Source organism: Psychrobacter pacificensis (assembly GCF_018336615.1).
In the GTDB taxonomy this organism is placed as follows: Bacteria; Pseudomonadota; Gammaproteobacteria; order Pseudomonadales; family Moraxellaceae; genus Psychrobacter; species Psychrobacter pacificensis.
This window is the reverse complement of record NZ_CP048752.1, coordinates 2886135-2902736: the sequence shown is the minus strand read 5'-3', so window position 1 is coordinate 2902736 and position 16602 is coordinate 2886135. Positions and strand designations below refer to the sequence as shown.

The following is a 16602-nucleotide window of genomic DNA, read 5'->3' as shown; positions in this document are numbered from 1 at the left end:
TATATCACTATGGCAACGCCATCTACTAACGACAATAACCAACAACCTCAACTCCCCAATACCCAGCACGCTGCCCTGATATGTGAATTCGGTGAACCAGAAGTAATGATATATCAGGATGGTGTCGACATCCCTGAATTACAGGACGATCAGGTATTGGTCAAAGTCGCCTATGCCGGTATCAACCCTGTCGATTATAAAACCCGCCAAGGCAAAGGGTGGGGCGCAGAAAATATCCAAAAACAAAAATTCGACAATAACCAGCCTGCTATTTTAGGGTTTGACGTATCAGGTACAGTGGTTGATAGCAACAGCGATGAGTTCGTTATTGGAGATCGCGTTGCCGCCTTGACCTTTACTGGTGGTTGCTATGCGCAGTACGTGGCGGTAGACACCAAAATGCTTGCCAAAGTGCCAGAGAGTGTGACATTAGAGCAGGCAGGGGCATTGCCGTGCATTGGGCAAACAGCGCTACAGTTTGTGGAATTTGCAGATATCAAAGAGGGTGAGCATGTCGTAATCAATGCACCAGCAGGCGGCGTCGGTCACTTATTAATACAGCTATTAATGGACAAAGTAAGCCGTGATGATATTAAGGTCACAGTTATTTGCTCACCAGAAAAATATGCCAAGCTCGGTGAGCTTATCGATACTGACAAGCTGGCAGGCTGGATTGATTATACCAAAGACGAAGCGTTCCCTGACTTGCAAGCCGACGTACTACTTGACTTAGTTGGCGATGATGCTGGCGTGCGCGCCCTGAGTGTGCTCAAATCGGGCGCGCGCGTGAATGTGTTGCCAACCATTTGGGTGGATAAACTCAAAGAAGCAGGCGAGCAAAAAAGCTTAGCAGTATCAGGGTATAAAGCGCAGCGTAGTGGTAATGATATGGCGCGTGTTTTACAGCTCGTTGCTGATGGTCAATTAACCTTAAAAATCCAAAAAATCTATCCTTTATCAGAAGTGGTAGCCGCGCACCATGAGCTACAAAAGGGTGATGCCTTTGGCAAGATTGTCCTTGCTGCTTCTGAATAAGAGGCGCTAACCAGTTTTTTAAAAATCATAGGGTCCTTTACGTACTTCATAAAACTCTACAAGAATGGTGTCTCTGACAACACAACAGGCCTACTCTCTAATGTTGTCTGCTGTGGGATAGTGAGAGACACGCTGATAAATGAAGTAATAACAAAGGATGTTCTATGACTATGAATAAAGACATTGAAAATAAAGATACAGAGAATAAAAAACAGACGAAAAAGTCATGGATCATGTCGCCTATGAAGCGCAAGTGCGTGAAGAAATAGAAGCATGGAAAAACCCTGATAAAGGTGTTTTGGACAAAGCTTTTGCGGTCCTTAATACGCCTATTGTCGCGGCAGGTGATGCATTAATGGATGTGCCGCAATTCGGCGATGCCTTAAAAAAAGCAACTGAGCAAACCATTAGTACTTTGAGTAATGCCGCCAATTGGACATTGAACACTCAAGGCGTTATCGAGAGCTATCAAGAGGAGCCTGATATTAAAGGCTCATCAATCAAGACGCTTTCTGATATCAAACATCTACCAATTGCGGTTGTCGATAAACAAGTCAAGCTGCTCAAAAGTAAATATGTCGCGCTAACCAGTGCGCAAGGCGTGACGACAGGGGTGGTTGGCTGGGTAGGTATTCCTGCCGACGTCGTTGGTCTTATCTCTACCAATCTACGCGCTATCGGAGAGTATGCGACTTACTATGGCTTTGACATGAATGATAAAGGCGAACAGTTGTTTGCCATGTCTTTGTTGGCGGTGGCTACTCCTGCCTCTGCTGAAGCGCGCAAAGCATTCATGCGGTGGGTGCAGTAGTGGCAGGCGGTGTTAATGCCAACTATACGGCCAATGTCTGTGAAGCGGCGTATCAATGCTACCGTGAACGTTTTTTAGATCGCATTGCATAGGTAATCGTTTACTCAACCTGACCATGGCAGTTTTAGTTTGCAAGCATTTGACGAAAGGTTAGGCTAATCCGTCCAGTATCGACTGTTTTTGTTTTCGTGATTGTATGCTTCCAAAAGCGCTGTGTCTCCCCATGCATGACAATTAATTGTCCAGACTCAAGATAAAGCGCGACTTTTTCTTGAGTTTTTTTGTGCTTAAAAACAAATTTGCGGGTGGCACCAAGGGAGAGAGATGCAATGATTGGTTGATGACCGAGCTCTTTTTCATCATCGGCATGATAGCCCATGCCATCAGTGCCAGTTGGATAATAGTTGAGCAAGCAGGTGTTGAAATGTGCTGCAATACCGATGTCTGCCAACGCTTTTTCTACATATTGTTTCACATGGAACACTATATCTGACCATGGTATTGTCTGTCGCGTGTGCCCTGAATACTGGTAATCTGCATCCGTGTCTCCCATCCAGACAATTTGGCGAGTCGTCACATGAGTTTTACCAAATAACGTCACTATATCCGATTGCCAAGGCAACCCATTTAGCAACGTATTATAGAGGACATTGGCATCGTTTATGACTATGCCTAGATCGTTTACATTACCATCATAGGGCAATATATTATCTGTGGGTGCGGACGCAAAAAGGTCAGTCATAGATTAATAGTTATCTCTCATTATTTGCTGCGTTGATAGTGCTCTTGAATGATCTGAGCACACAGTTTGGGCGCTTCCATTGGCAGCAGGTGACCATAGTCTAGCAATGAGATGATGCTGCTATCAGGCACAAATTTTTGCCATTGTTGTCGTACCTTATCATTGATGAATAAAGTAGGCTTACCGGTAATCAGCGTATAGGGGCAGCGTAGTTTTTTGAGCGCGGCATCGATATGAGGGGCGCCAAAATAGTTGGCCAGCTCTTGCTCTGGAGCAAACATCAAGCTGTAACTTCCATTTGGATTTTTGCTCAAGCTCTGTTCGGCAAATATCTGCAAGTGTTCATCACTGATGCGTCTATAAGCACGCTGCGCACGCAAGTTGTCATAATAAGCATCGACACTTGGCCACGTAGATTGCCGATTTACTGTGCTTTTGAAAGGCTCACGACTCAGCAGGATAGAGCGCGGTAACAGATTATACAAAATAGCTTGGTTTTTGGTGAATGTGACAGGCTCTATCAGATATAGCTGCGAAAATAGCTCTGGACGTTTGGCTGCTGCCATGGCTGTGGCGGTTGCGCCTTGTGAATGTCCGATACCGACGACAGGCTTATCTTGTGTTTTTTCTAAAAACTCAATAAGCAGGTCAGCATCTTGCTCACGCGTTAGACGACGGCTGTGCGGTTTGTCATACCAATAGCCACGCAGGGCAAGTGAGCTGATATCAAACTCAGTTGCCAGCTCATTTAGCAATGGCGTATAGGTACCAACGGTGAAACTATTACCACCATAAAAATGCGCGGGTGTGCGGCGATGGTTATCTGTTTGAACTGACTGATTGAGCTGGCTAAGATGATAGTAACGTGCTTTTTTACCATCAAGATTGATGCTGTTTGTAAATGCTTCCATAAAATAAACACTTCCTTGTGATTTATTTTGATGGGTCTTAGTTGTCTTCACCTAAGAAACCACCGCTTTGACGTTGCCATAATTTAGCATAGACGCCATCGCGTGCGAGCAGCGCCTCGTGACTGCCTTGTTCAATAATACGCCCTTTGTCCATCACTACTAGTCGATCCAGTGCCGCAATGGTTGATAAACGGTGGGCAATGGCAATCACGGTTTTGCCAGTCATCATGTCGTTTAAGCTTTCAGTAATAGCAAATTCGATTTCAGAGTCAAGGGCACTCGTGGCTTCATCAAGCAGCAAAATTGGTGCGTTTTTCAGCATTACGCGGGAGATGGCAATACGCTGGCGCTGACCACCTGAGAGTTTGACGCCGCGCTCACCGACCTGAGTATCAAGGCCGGTGTTGCCTTTGTCATCGCTTAAGTCTTTGATAAAGTCCCATGCTTGGGCTTGCTTAGTGGCTTCAATAATTTCAGCATCGGTGGCATCTGGACGACCATAAGCAATGTTTTCACGGATGGTACGATGCAATAACGAGGTGTCTTGGGTCACCATGCCAATTTGCTGGCGCAGTGACTCTTGAGTGACTTCATCAATTGCCTGTCCATCAATAAAGATTTTGCCACTATCGACATCAAAGAAGCGTAGTAGTAAATTCACCAAGGTTGATTTGCCTGCCCCAGAGCGTCCGACCAGACCGATTTTTTCACCTGGTTTGATGTCCAAATAAAAGTCATCTAGCAGCTTCACACGGTTGCTCGCCAGTGCGGTACCTGCAGTGTGCGCCTCATCGACGCGCGCGCCTTCATCATCGGCAGCGCTCATATCCTCTTCGTAACCAAAATCAATATGATCAAAGACAATACGACCATCAGTGACCGTTAGTGTTTGCGAATTAGGCTTATCGACGATTTTTTGCGGGGCTGATAGAGTACGCATACCATCTTGTACCGTACCAATACTCTCAAACAAACTGGTAGTCTGCCACATAATCCAGTGGGTCAAACCGTTTAAGCGCAGTGCCATAGCAGTCGCTGCGGCAATCGCACCAACACCCACATCACCTTGTTGCCACAAATATACACCGATAGCTGCAGTCGAGCCAATCAGAGTCACACTGATGGCATGGTTGACGACCTCAAGATAGCTGACCCAGCGCATCTGTGCGTGTACCGTACCCAAAAACTGATTCATCGCGTATTTGGCATAACCCAATTCGCGCTGCGAGTGGCTAAACAGCTTGACGGTCATGATATTGGCATAAGCATCGGTGATGCGTCCTGTCATCAACGCACGGGCATCCGCTTGGACAATGGCCGTACGTTTGAGGCGCGGAATAAAGTACCACATGGAAAGCCCAAACAGTACAAACCAAACCGCAAATGGAATGAGCAGCAAGCTGTCTAGATTAAACAAAATCACCCCAGTAGTGACAAAATACACCACCACATACATCATCATATCGGTGATGGTCATCACTGTATCACGCACGGCCAATGCCGTTTGCATCACCTTTGCTGAGACACGTCCTGAAAACTCATCTTGATAAAACTGCATCGACTGCCCAAGCATTCGGCGGTGAAAACGCCAGCGCATCTGCATCGGAAACACGCCTTGGATCACTTGAAAATGTACCAATGACGATAAGCCAATCCAAAATGGGCTGAGGATTAAGACAGCAAACATCAGCAGTAGCATGTCGCTTTTTTCTGCCCACAGTGTCTGCGGGGTATAAGCACCCAGCCAATCCACCAAGTTACCAATCCATGCAAACAACATGGCCTCATAGACCCCAACACCTGCGGAGAGGATCATAAATAAGAACAGCCAGCCACGCAAACCATGAGTACAGGCCCACAAAAACTTCAATAACCCCTTACGAGGCAATGGCATGGGCGTTTCTGGGAAGGCAGGAAGACGGGATTCAAAAAAACGAAAGAGAGCGTTCATAGGCGGCAATAATACGTCAAAACAGAACGGTTTTGAGTCGTTACTTATGTTAATAAAATAGCAGGGTATTTTATCAAAACTTGGCAATCAGGCGTGCAGTAAATTGTAATTTATCCATGCATAGTGCTTTTGGTTGATACGTTATTGCCAATAACGCGCATGGAAATACGGATAAATAGATTGCTGTCAAAAATATATTTTGCTACCTTCTAGACCGCAACTGGCTTAGTTGATCGAATGATGAGCGTTGTAATCATATTTTTTAATGAAATCAGTGGAATACAAAGCGGCTTACTTGATGCTGCGCCACCAGTGTATGGATAATAAATACCCAGTACTAGGGTTCAAAAGGTAGGCCTTAATGATGTATCTAACCATTGCGGTGCTGTGTAGCGTCGCTGTTTCAGTGCTTTTAAAAATACTACGCCAAAAGAAAATGGATATTCGTCAGACCATTGTCGCAGGTTATCCCGTCGCTTTTTTACTGACTTGGCTTTTATTGAAGCCTGATGTCGGCGCCATACATGCGCTAGACAGTGCTTGGGGCATCATCATCGCGCTTGGGATCTTGCTACCGGCCGTGTTTATCATTCTTGGACGTGCTATTGAGGCGGTGGGAATGGTGGCAACGGATGCCTCCCAGCGCCTATCATTGATTATTCCGATCATTGCCGCTTTTTTGCTATTTGGTGAGGTGCTGACAGATACGCGTGTGCTGGGATTGGTACTTGGCTTTTTGGCACTAGGAGCACTGGTTTATCGACCACAGCAGACAGATACCCCTAAGCAAACAAAATACACACCGCTGTGGTTATTCGGTGTATGGGCGGGTTACGGCATCATCGATATCTTGTTTAAGCAGGTTGCCAAGCAGGGTACTGCTTTTCCGTTGACACTGTTTGTGAGTTTTGGCGTCGCAGGGTTATTATTACTCGTCTATTTGCTCGTCACTCGGGTGCGCTGGCAGGCAGACGCCCTTGTCGCTGGATTGCTACTTGGCGCGCTCAACATGGGTAATATTTACGCTTATGTCAGAGCCCATCAAGTGCTCTCCGATTCACCTAGTATTGTGTTTACGGGGATGAACGTGGGTGTCATCGCAGTCGCCACATTGATCGGAGTGGGCGTGTTTAAAGAACGACTCAATCGCATCAATTTGGTGGGGCTGCTACTCGCAGTATACTGTGTGGGCGTCTTATTTTTGGCGTGAGATATGTTGTCCAAAGAAGAATTCAGTAGAGTTTTTAGTGATGTTGTCACGTTTTCTATATAGGCATACTTATCATCCTATGATAAGGTCATCTACAAATAGCAGACCTTATATAGGTGATAGAAAGCTTGATTTATAATGTTTAATTTCACTCAATAAAAATAGGATGTACTTTCAATGGAATACGACAATCAGTTACAGCGCATAAAAGACGGTTCAGGGTTTATCGCTGCGCTCGACCAAAGTGGCGGCAGCACACCAAAGGCTTTAGAGAATTACGGCATCAGCGGCGATGAGTATGAGAATGATGAGGCCATGTTTGATTTGGTGCATGAGATGCGTGCCCGTATCATGACGTGCGACTGTTTTGACAATGAGCGTGTGCTTGGTGCGATCTTATTTGAAGATACCATGGAGCGCGACGTCAATGGTAAGTCGACCGCCAACTATTTGTGGGAAGACAAGCAAATCGTTCCATTCTTGAAGGTAGATAAAGGTTTGGCGGAGCAGATGAGCGGCGTCCAAGTCATGAAGCCGATGCCTAATCTAGACCTGTTGCTAGATAAAGCCAAGAACTATCCAGTATTTGGTACCAAGATGCGCTCAGTCATTTATGAGCCAAATGTCGATGGTATTGAGCTCGTTGTACAGCAGCAGTTTGATGTGGCCAAGCAAATCATCTCAAAAGGCTTGATGCCAATCGTTGAACCAGAGGTTAATATTGATAGTGCCCAAAAACATGATTGCGAAGTGCTATTAAAAGCCAATATTTTGCGTAATCTGGAACGCTTAAATGACGAACAGCAAGTAATGCTCAAGCTGACATTGCCTGAGGAAGCAGGATTTTATCAGGAACTGGTTGACCATCCAAAAGTGCTCAAAGCCGTGGCGCTATCTGGTGGTTATAGCCGCACTGATGCGTGCGCGAAGCTCAAACAAAACCCCGGTATGATTGCCAGCTTCTCGCGCGCCTTTACCGAAGGGTTGAGTAAGCAGCAAAGCGATGAAGAGTTTGCCGATACCATTAATACGTCGATTGAGGAGATTTATCAGGCGTCGAAGGTTTGATATTACTAAATACATAAACTAAAAAAGCCCAAACCTGATAGTCAGGTTTGGGCTTTTTTATTATAGTAAAAAGCTTATACCTCTTTGTATAACTGGCGTCCTTCCTTGTTGTATTTTTCCATCATCTCAGCCATGCCTTGACGGACTTCTTCAGCACTGGCTTCGCCTACTTGTCCGACCAGTTCTGTATCGACTTTTTTGATCAAATGATCATCATCGCTTAAGTCGCCTGATTGCGGCGTTACCTTTTTATTGGCGGCATCTTTGTCCAGTCCTGCTGCATACTCACGCACGTTTTGCGTGATTTTCATGGAGCAAAACTTCGGACCACACATAGAGCAAAAGTGTGCCGACTTGTGCGCATCTTTTGGCAACGTTTCATCGTGATATTCGCGCGCGGTATCAGGGTCGAGCGCCAAATTGAACTGATCATCCCAGCGGAATTCAAAGCGCGCTTTGGATAGCGCATTATCACGCGCCTGTGCACCAGGGTGACCTTTGGCAAGGTCGGCGGCGTGTGCAGCGATTTTATAGGTAATAATGCCGTCTTTGACGTCTTTTTTGTTTGGTAGACCCAAGTGCTCTTTTGGTGTGACATAGCATAGCATCGCGGTACCAAACCAGCCAATCATCGCCGCACCAATCGCACTGGTGATATGGTCATAACCTGGGGCGATGTCAGTCGTTAATGGGCCCAAGGTATAGAAAGGCGCGTCCGCACACAGCTCAAGCTGCAAGTCCATGTTTTCTTTGATACGGTTCATCGCCACGTGTCCAGGGCCTTCAATCATCACCTGTACGTCGTGCTCCCATGCCACTTTGGTCAATTCTCCAAGGGTGCGTAGCTCACCGAACTGCGCTTCATCATTGGCATCTTGCAAGCAGCCGGGGCGTAGGCCATCACCTAGACTGAACGCCACATCGTATTGCTTCATAATCTCGCAGATATCTTCAAAATGCGTGTATAAAAAGCTCTCTTTGTGATGCGCCAGACACCACTGCGCCATGATAGAGCCACCGCGTGAGACGATACCTGTCAAACGCTTTGCGGTGAGCGGTACATAGCGGAGCAGGACGCCTGCGTGAATGGTAAAGTAATCCACACCTTGCTCGGCTTGCTCGATCAAGGTATCACGGAATATCTCCCACGTCAGATCTTCAGCGACGCCATCGACTTTTTCTAAGGCTTGATAAATCGGTACGGTACCAATCGGCACAGGCGAGTTACGGATTAGCCATTCGCGGGTTTCGTGAATGTGATTGCCCGTCGATAAATCCATGATGGTATCCGCGCCCCAACGCGTGGCCCACGTCATTTTGGAGACTTCTTCATCGATCGATGAGCCGAGCGCTGAGTTGCCGATATTGGCATTGATTTTTACCAAAAAGTTACGCCCGATAATCATTGGCTCAGATTCAGGGTGGTTGATGTTGTTGGGGATAATTGCGCGTCCAGCGGCTACTTCATCACGGACAAACTCAGGGGTGATAATTTTGGGCATATTGGCACCGAAGCTCTCACCCTCATGTTGACGCATGTCAGTCAGTTCATGCTGCTTTTGCGTCTCACGTATCGCAATATATTCCATCTCAGGGGTAATGATGCCGCGACGCGCGTAGTAAATCTGCGTGACGTTTTTCCCTGCTTTGGCACGGCGCGGTTTGTCAATATGAGCAAACCTGAGGTTGGCAGTACTGATGTCACGAGCACGCGCTTGCCCGTACGAGCTAGATAGACCGCTTAGTTGCTCGGTATCACCGCGCTCAGCGATCCAGTTTTCACGCAGTTTGGGTAGACCGCGGGTCAGATCAATCTCGACATTGGGGTCAGTGTACACACCTGAAGTATCGTACACATAAAAAGGCGGATTGTGCTCGCCATCCTTATCACCCGTACCGCCAACTGGCGTATCCGTTAAGCTGATTTCACGCATCGGTACTTGAATATCAGGCCGTGAGCCTTCGATATAGACTTTGCGCGAGGCGGGTAGGATACGGTGTAAGTCGCGCGCGTCTTCTTCAAAGCGTGCATCACTGGCGGCGCGGTGGGCAGGCGTTTTTAGTGCGTCGGCTTTTTTATCGGCTTTGGTGTCTGATACGAGAGGTATGTTATCGGCTGGGTTGTGCGTTTGGACTTGTGATGCCGCTGAGGCACTGTCAAAAGAGCTGCTGTTTGAAATAGTCATATGCTGTCCTAGCGTGTTGGTTTTTGAATAAAAGCAACACCGCCAGTAGCTGCGGGGCAAACACTCGTCATTCAGACAAATTTATATTATCAACACCTAACAGCGAGCAAAGAAGTTGTCGCGGTTAATGGTCATCAAATAGTGGACGCCCCTTTCTATCTTCTCTCGTTATCTACGTATGCGGCGTGCATCGTTAGACAATAGCGATGATAAAAAAGTATTTCTACGCGTCCGTTGTCATCAATAACAACGTGCTTAAGACTTCCCTGCGTCGGTACTAACCGCATCAGGTTCGGCGGGTGATCTCTCAGCGAATGTAGATAGGTGGCTACTTTTATCAATGTTTAACTATAAACGTTTAATAAAGTAGGCCAATGCTACACCGCACCCCGAGTCTGTCAGTGTTGTAAATCCCTTTCATACTAACAAAATTCTGCGTTAACGGCTAATGGAATTTGGATGAAAATATCAGGCGCTTATTTTGCTATTTAGCATGGATACAAAGAACAGGAGCTATTGATAGTAATTAAAATTCTTTGATATTACTGATACTTAGAGGCGATTGCTAAATATTGTGTAAAGCGAATGCAGGATTTGAGAGGTTGTCATTAAACTGTCATAAAGATTTGGCAAGATAACGCTCATATCACAAACAATGCCTTTTTATATCGTTGTTAAACTTCAGGAGTCCTACATGCGTTATTCGTTATTAGCAGTGGCCGTTAGTTGTACATTAATGCTTACGGCGTGTAATAAGTCAACAGAGACGGCAGAACCAGCTGCTGATACGACCAGTAGCGCCGCTACCACGGCTGAAACCACCACTCAGACTCAGGCAACGCCTTCTGCTGACACGGGTTTCAAATCTGCTGAAAACATCGCCATGAATATCACAGGTGCAGGCGCATCATTCCCGCAGCCGATCTATGCCAAATGGTCTTCTGACTATAACGCTGCCACAGGTGGCCAAGTCAACTATCAATCTATTGGCTCATCTGGTGGTATCAAACAAATCCAATCAAAAACCGTCGATTTTGGTGCTTCTGATGCGCCATTAACACCTGAAGAGCTTGAAGAGTCTGGTCTTATCCAGTTCCCAACCGTGATTGGTGGCGTTGTGCCAATCGTTAACATCGATGGCGTTGAGCCAGGTCAGTTAAAGCTAGATGGTGAAACCTTAGCCAATATCTATCTGGGTAAAATCAATAACTGGAATGATCCTGCGATCAAAGCCATGAACCCAGATTTGACTTTGCCAGATGCCGCCATCACCACAGTATTCCGCTCAGACGGTTCAGGTACGACGTTTAACTTTACCGATTATCTCGCCAAGGTATCACCAGATTGGAAAGACAGCGTTGGTGTTGATAAAACGGTCAAGTGGCCAACCTCTGCGACTGGTGCAGGTGGTAAAGGTAATGAGGGCGTCTCAAGCTACGTTAACCGCATGAAAAACTCTATCGGCTATGTGGAGTATGCCTACGCCAAGCAAAACAACATGTCACATGCCGCGCTTAAAAATGCCGCGGGCAATATCGTGCAGCCATCTGCTGAAACCTTTGCCGCCGCTGGCGACATCGATTGGTCACAACAAGAAGGCTTTTATAAAGTCATCACCAACTCTGAGACGGATCAAGCATGGCCAATCGCTGCTGCTACTTTCATCTTAGTACACAAGCAACCAGAGAATCCTCAGCAAGTCGCTGGCGTGTTGAACTTCTTTGATTGGGCGTATACCCAAGGTGATGATGATGCCATGGCGCTAGACTATGTCCCATTCTCTGATACAGCAGTGGCTCTATTCAAAGAGAAATGGAATGAGGTCAAAGGTAGCGATGGACAGCCAGTTTATAAGCCAGCGCAATAAACGATCTGTACAAGCTGCTTAATGACTTTTTGATTTCCTCTTAAGCCACTATTCTCCGGTAGTGGTTTGAGAGGTTTTATCACAGCAAATTTGACCAAAACACTAATCGCTATGTTTCACGATAACCATTAGTACGGATACAAGTTGCGTTTGCTGTCATAAAACGAAATGAACACCCTAGTTTTTTTGAATTCACCCATTCAATGCTGAGACACTTATGACAGACTTAAGGTCCCAACTGGCTAAACAAAAACGTTACGACGCTTTATTTGTCAACTCTACCAAAGCGTTTGCCATACTCGTCCTCCTATCGTTAGGAGGCATTTTGGTGTCTCTGATTGTTGGGGCGTGGCCGAGTATCCAAGAGTTTGGTTTGGGGTTTTATAGCAGTAATAATTGGGATACGGTTGCCAATGAGTACGGGGCACTCGCGCCTATTTATGGCACCTTGGTGACGTCATTTATTGCGATTGTTATCGCTGTACCAGTCAGTTTTGGTATTGCGATATTTTTGACCGAAATGTGTCCAAAGTTCCTCAAAAAACCGCTTGGTATTGCCATTGAGCTGTTGGCAGGTATTCCTTCTATCATTTATGGGATGTGGGGCTTGTTTGTCTTTGCGCCTTTCTTTGGTGAGCACATTCAGCCATGGTTTATTGAGCATGTGGGCCCGCTACCTATCATCGGCAAGCTATTTACAGGCGCACCCATGGGACTAGGGATGTTTACCGCGTCCTTGGTACTTGCCATCATGATTATCCCTTTTATCGCCGCCACCATGCGTGATGTTTTCTCTGTGGTGCCAGATCTACTCAAAGAGTCGGCCTACGGTATGGGTGCGACGACGTGGGAAGTGATGTTCAAGATTATCTTGCCTTATACCAAAGCGGGTGTCGTTGGCGGCGTGATTTTGGGACTGGGTCGTGCGCTCGGTGAGACCATGGCAGTGACTTTCTTGATCGGTAATGCGTTCAATATCAGCCCAAGTCTATTTACTTCTGGTGTGACCATCACCTCAGCATTGGCCAATGAGTTTGCCGAAGCGTCAAGTGAGCTGCATCTAGCGTCTTTACTGCATCTGGGCTTAATCTTGTTTATCATCACCTTCATCGTGCTGTCGCTGGCCAAACTGATGCTCATGCGCATGGATCACAAAGCAGGTAACCGATAAGCCTAAGCATGGTTATTGGATCTCGATTGATATTGATAAAAGATATGGGAAATAAATAGTATGGCTGCTAACAATGCGATGAATGCGCCCATGACCACCAAACCAAGCAGCGTGGGGCGTTACAACAAAAGTCTGTACAACAAACGTCGCTGGATGAATAAGCTGGGTTTGGGGTTTGCCATGACAGCCATGGTGTTTGGCTTATTTTGGTTATCATGGATCTTGGTGACGCTGTTTATTGAAGGCTTCCAAGGTATGGTGCAGCTGCCAATTTTTACCGCTGACACGCCGCCGCCGATGAGCCCAGGTGGTTTGCGCAATGCGATCGTGGGTTCTGCCATGCTGGCGTTTTCAGGATTGTTCATCGGTGCACCCATCGGGCTTATGACTGGCATTTATTTGTCTGAGTTTTCTAGAGGCAGTATGCTTGGCCAAGTGACGCGTTTCTTGAACGATATTTTATTATCGGCACCATCCATTGTCATTGGTCTGTTTATATATGCTTTAATGGTCAAGGGTCAAAATTTCTCTGGTTGGGCAGGCGCATTAGCATTGGCATTGATTGTCATTCCAGTCGTCGTACGTACCACAGAGAATATGCTGAATCTGGTGCCCAATAGCTTGCGCGAAGCGGCTTATGCACTTGGCACGCCCAAGTGGAAAATGGTGACGCAAGTGACTATCAAAGCTGCCAAAGCGGGACTGACGACAGGGGTACTTTTGGCTTTTGCTCGTATCACTGGTGAGACGGCGCCATTGCTATTTACCGCCCTCAATAATCAGTATTTCAGTACCGATATGGGTCAGCCAATTGCCAACTTACCCAATACCATCTATCAGTTTGCGATGAGTCCTTATGATAACTGGCACACACTGGCATGGGCAGCCGCGCTACTGATCACAGCGTCGGTCTTGGTATTGAATATTTTGGCAAGATTTATTGGCAATCGCGGTCAGGTCAAATAAAGACAGATATCGCTGCAAAAATACCAAGTATTTACTTATATTTATACGAAATACACTAAGCTAGGTTGGATAATATTATGAATGATGTCGTAAGCAAAGCCCGCACAGAAACAACGGCTGATCGCTTTAACAGTACAACAGACAGCTTGTTAAATAGGACCACGTCTCATAGTGCGCAATCGCAGCAACCCAATACTGCTGACTTCACCAAGCAAAGTATTCATGATATGCCCAAAAACATGCCCAAAGCAAAAATGGAAGTCCGCGATCTTAACTTCTACTACGATGATTTTCAGGCATTAAAAAACATCAATATCGATATCGCAGAAAAGAAAGTAACGGCGTTCATTGGTCCATCAGGTTGCGGCAAATCGACGCTGCTACGTACCTTTAACCGCATGTATGATCTGTATCCAGGAATGCGTGCAGAGGGCGCTATCAACCTTGATGGGCGCAATATTTTGGGCAAAGACATCGATGTCAACTTGCTACGCGCGCAGGTCGGTATGGTATTTCAAAAGCCAACCCCGTTTCCCATGTCGATCTATGACAATGTTGCCTTTGGTGTCAAACTCTATGAGAAGCTCAGCAAAGACGAGCTAGATCATCGCGTGGAGTGGGCACTAAAAAAATCGGCGCTATGGCCAGAAGTGAAAGACAAACTAAAAGCATCCGGCCTGTCGCTATCAGGTGGTCAGCAGCAGCGTCTGTGTATCGCCCGTAGTGTCGCAACCAAGCCTGAAGTATTGCTGCTCGATGAGCCAACGTCTGCGCTTGACCCTATCTCGACGAGCGCTATCGAAGATCTGATAGAAGATCTCAAAAATGACTATACCATCGCCATTGTTACCCACAACATGCAGCAAGCGGCGCGGGTATCAGACTATACCGTCTATATGTATCTAGGCGATATGATCGAGATGGGTGAGACTGATCAGATCTTTACCAAACCTACCCAAACTGCAACAGAAGATTATATTACTGGTCGCTATGGTTAGGGCCGATTAATTAGTACTGAAGAGCTAATACTGAAGTTGGGTCGTTTCACTCAACCAGCATATCGCGCTACTAAAATATAGATTTCAGGGAATACCTCTCATGCAAAGTGATAAGCATATCTCCAAAAGTTTTGACCAAGATCTTGATGAAGCCATCCGTCTGTTTTTGTACATGGGTGATAGTGCTGCCAACCAAGTAGCCAAAGCCATTCATGCACTTATCGATAAAGACGAGACACTGGCTCAAGAGGTCATCGAGATGGATTTTGATATCAACCGCATGGAGGTTGAGCTCGATGAACATATTTTATTGTTGGTTGCTAAGCGTCAACCTGCCGCAGGAGATTTGCGTTTAGTCATGTCGATCAGTAAAGGCGTGGTAGATTTGGAGCGTATTGGTGATGAGGCGGTAAAAATCGCGAAAATGGCAAACAGAATCGCGGCACAAGGCAAATCGTCTTACGGTTATGCTGAGGTACAGCATTTGAGCAATCAGGTAAGACTGATGCTTAACAACGCGCTAGAGGCTTTTAGTCAATCAAATGCTGAGCAGGCGTTTGAAGTCATGCGCAATGACAGTGTGGTCAATAACGAATATCAATCTGCCATTCGCGCGTTGATGACCTATATCATGGAAGACTCAAGACAAGTCTCAAAGGTCATCAATATCATGTGGATTTTGCGCTCGCTTGAACGCATCGGTGATCATGCACAAAACGTGGCCGAGCTGGTCATCAACTATATCAGTGGTCAAGATGTACGCCATTCAGACTACGCCATGGTCGAAAAAGCAGTGCAAGAAGCCAATGATCGTCTGGCTGCTCGTCAAGTGAGCACGATGTCAGTCGAAGACTACGAAGCTTTAGAAAGTAATGACGACTAATAACGCAGGCAAAATAGTCTTCTTACGTAAAAAACGCGCTTACTATAGCGCGTTTTTTATGGGTGTAATGCAGTGGTCTCAGCCTAGCTTTCTGGCGTCCAGCCTTGGGCACGCTCATAATCTTCGTTATCCAAAAACTTATCACGCTGCTCGGTCAAGAATTTTTTGGCTTCAGGATCCATCATGCTCAAATGGTTCTCATTGATGAGCATGGTTTGATGTTCTAGCCACTCTTTCCATGCCTTGTCAGAGACTGTTTCTTGTAGCTCTTGGCCTTTTTTGTTAGGGAAGGGCGGATGCGGCATTTTTGGTAGTTCTTGCTTGTATTTACGGCAAAATACAGTATTGTCTTGGGGATTAAAAGTCTCAGTCATCAGGTGTTCCTTATTTATCATATTAGGGCATGCCATCAATTAGCCCATTAAATCATTTAGCGGTCTTAAAATGGCTAAATCTTGTCAAACATCGTCAAAAACTTTGTGAATATACCGATATTCTCTGCAGTTTTTTCCTTGTTTGACTACCATTTATCTTATTTTAAGCTTCGCCATCTAAATGATAATACGCCCTAGCAGGCAAGTTAAATAATCATATGAGCCTATGATAACGCTCTTGGTCAATTTAGCAAAGGGTATCTCGTGTCTGTTATTAAACAGACACAAATCTATAAGGTGTTATCAGCACGTCTTGCCTTTATTCTGATTTATCGTTTCATATCAGATAGACAAAGAAGGCGCGAAAAAAGGGCGGGTAGCTGATAGTAAGTTATAGTTAATTCAGTTTAAAAGAGATATAAGACAACC

Annotated in this window: 15 protein-coding genes and 1 riboswitch; of the genes, 10 read left to right on the top strand and 5 right to left on the bottom strand. The window is 45.9% G+C overall.

All coding sequences use genetic code 11. The features are described from left to right. The first annotated feature begins 9 nt into the window (after window positions 1-9). The 3 genes from GYK50_RS12290 to GYK50_RS12930 all read left to right on the top strand — a co-directional run bounded on the left by GYK50_RS12290 (window position 10) and on the right by GYK50_RS12930 (window position 1938). On the top strand, window positions 10-1035 hold the full coding sequence (locus GYK50_RS12290) for an NADP-dependent oxidoreductase (protein WP_186475305.1): 1026 nt from the start codon (window positions 10-12) through the stop codon (window positions 1033-1035). A 226-nt stretch (window positions 1036-1261) separates the two neighbouring features. After that, complete coding sequence (locus tag GYK50_RS12285; RefSeq protein WP_186475304.1) at window positions 1262-1846, top strand: EcsC family protein; 585 nt, start codon at window positions 1262-1264, stop codon at window positions 1844-1846. After that, entirely contained in the window at window positions 1834-1938 is a 105-nt protein-coding gene (locus GYK50_RS12930; RefSeq protein ID WP_222436685.1) for an EcsC family protein, read from the top strand. Before GYK50_RS12285 ends, GYK50_RS12930 begins: the two co-directional genes overlap by 13 nt. Window positions 1939-1970: 32 nt before the next feature. Here GYK50_RS12930 and GYK50_RS12280 read toward each other — a convergent pair whose 3' ends face one another. Genes GYK50_RS12280 through GYK50_RS12270 form a run of 3 tightly spaced genes read right to left on the bottom strand, consistent with a single transcriptional unit; the run spans window position 1971 to window position 5450 of the window. Beyond that, window positions 1971-2588: an alpha-ketoglutarate-dependent dioxygenase AlkB family protein gene (locus GYK50_RS12280; RefSeq protein ID WP_186475303.1), complete on the bottom strand. Its 618-nt coding sequence runs from the start codon at window positions 2586-2588 to the stop codon at window positions 1971-1973. Window positions 2589-2608: 20 nt separating this feature from the next. Beyond that, window positions 2609-3499 (bottom strand): alpha/beta fold hydrolase, encoded by an 891-nt coding sequence (locus tag GYK50_RS12275; RefSeq protein WP_212564036.1) that lies wholly within the window; start codon window positions 3497-3499, stop codon window positions 2609-2611. Window positions 3500-3536: 37 nt separating this feature from the next. Continuing rightward, window positions 3537-5450, bottom strand: coding sequence for an ABC transporter ATP-binding protein (locus tag GYK50_RS12270; RefSeq protein ID WP_212564035.1), 1914 nt, complete (start codon window positions 5448-5450; stop codon window positions 3537-3539). A 361-nt stretch (window positions 5451-5811) separates the two neighbouring features. Here GYK50_RS12270 and GYK50_RS12265 point away from each other — a divergent pair, with 361 nt between their 5' ends. Both GYK50_RS12265 and GYK50_RS12260 read left to right on the top strand, forming a co-directional pair. Then, complete coding sequence (locus tag GYK50_RS12265; RefSeq protein WP_212564034.1) at window positions 5812-6660, top strand: EamA/RhaT family transporter; 849 nt, start codon at window positions 5812-5814, stop codon at window positions 6658-6660. A gap of 177 nt (window positions 6661-6837) precedes the next feature. Further along, the gene (locus tag GYK50_RS12260; RefSeq protein ID WP_212564033.1) at window positions 6838-7728 is read left to right on the top strand and encodes a fructose bisphosphate aldolase; all 891 of its coding nucleotides are present in this window, start codon (window positions 6838-6840) and stop codon (window positions 7726-7728) included. A 74-nt stretch (window positions 7729-7802) separates the two neighbouring features. On the opposite strand, the gene thiC is transcribed toward GYK50_RS12260, so the two are convergent. Beyond that, window positions 7803-9914, bottom strand: a complete 2112-nt coding sequence (gene thiC / locus GYK50_RS12255) for a phosphomethylpyrimidine synthase ThiC (protein ID WP_284718907.1) — start codon at window positions 9912-9914, stop codon at window positions 7803-7805. Between the two features lie 246 nt (window positions 9915-10160). Continuing rightward, a riboswitch (TPP riboswitch) is annotated at window positions 10161-10316 on the bottom strand. Between the two features lie 292 nt (window positions 10317-10608). Here thiC and pstS point away from each other — a divergent pair. From pstS to phoU, 5 genes are all read left to right on the top strand, one after another. Further along, complete coding sequence (gene pstS / locus GYK50_RS12250; RefSeq protein WP_212564032.1) at window positions 10609-11781, top strand: phosphate ABC transporter substrate-binding protein PstS; 1173 nt, start codon at window positions 10609-10611, stop codon at window positions 11779-11781. A gap of 217 nt (window positions 11782-11998) precedes the next feature. Continuing rightward, entirely contained in the window at window positions 11999-12952 is a 954-nt protein-coding gene (gene pstC / locus GYK50_RS12245; RefSeq protein ID WP_093069746.1) for a phosphate ABC transporter permease subunit PstC, read from the top strand. Window positions 12953-13105: 153 nt separating this feature from the next. After that, window positions 13106-13918, top strand: a complete 813-nt coding sequence (pstA, locus tag GYK50_RS12240) for a phosphate ABC transporter permease PstA (RefSeq protein ID WP_379542906.1) — start codon at window positions 13106-13108, stop codon at window positions 13916-13918. 77 nt (window positions 13919-13995) lie between these two features. Continuing rightward, window positions 13996-14916 carry a phosphate ABC transporter ATP-binding protein PstB gene (gene pstB / locus GYK50_RS12235; protein ID WP_201587587.1) on the top strand — a complete coding sequence of 307 codons (921 nt, stop codon included), beginning with the start codon at window positions 13996-13998 and terminating at the stop codon, window positions 14914-14916. A 100-nt stretch (window positions 14917-15016) separates the two neighbouring features. Continuing rightward, on the top strand, window positions 15017-15799 hold the full coding sequence (gene phoU, locus GYK50_RS12230; protein ID WP_212564031.1) for a phosphate signaling complex protein PhoU: 783 nt from the start codon (window positions 15017-15019) through the stop codon (window positions 15797-15799). Between the two features lie 83 nt (window positions 15800-15882). Here the strand turns inward: phoU and GYK50_RS12225 are convergent, their stop codons facing one another. Continuing rightward, the gene (locus tag GYK50_RS12225; RefSeq protein WP_058023955.1) at window positions 15883-16173 is read right to left on the bottom strand and encodes an oxidative damage protection protein; all 291 of its coding nucleotides are present in this window, start codon (window positions 16171-16173) and stop codon (window positions 15883-15885) included. Window positions 16174-16602 lie beyond the last annotated feature (429 nt).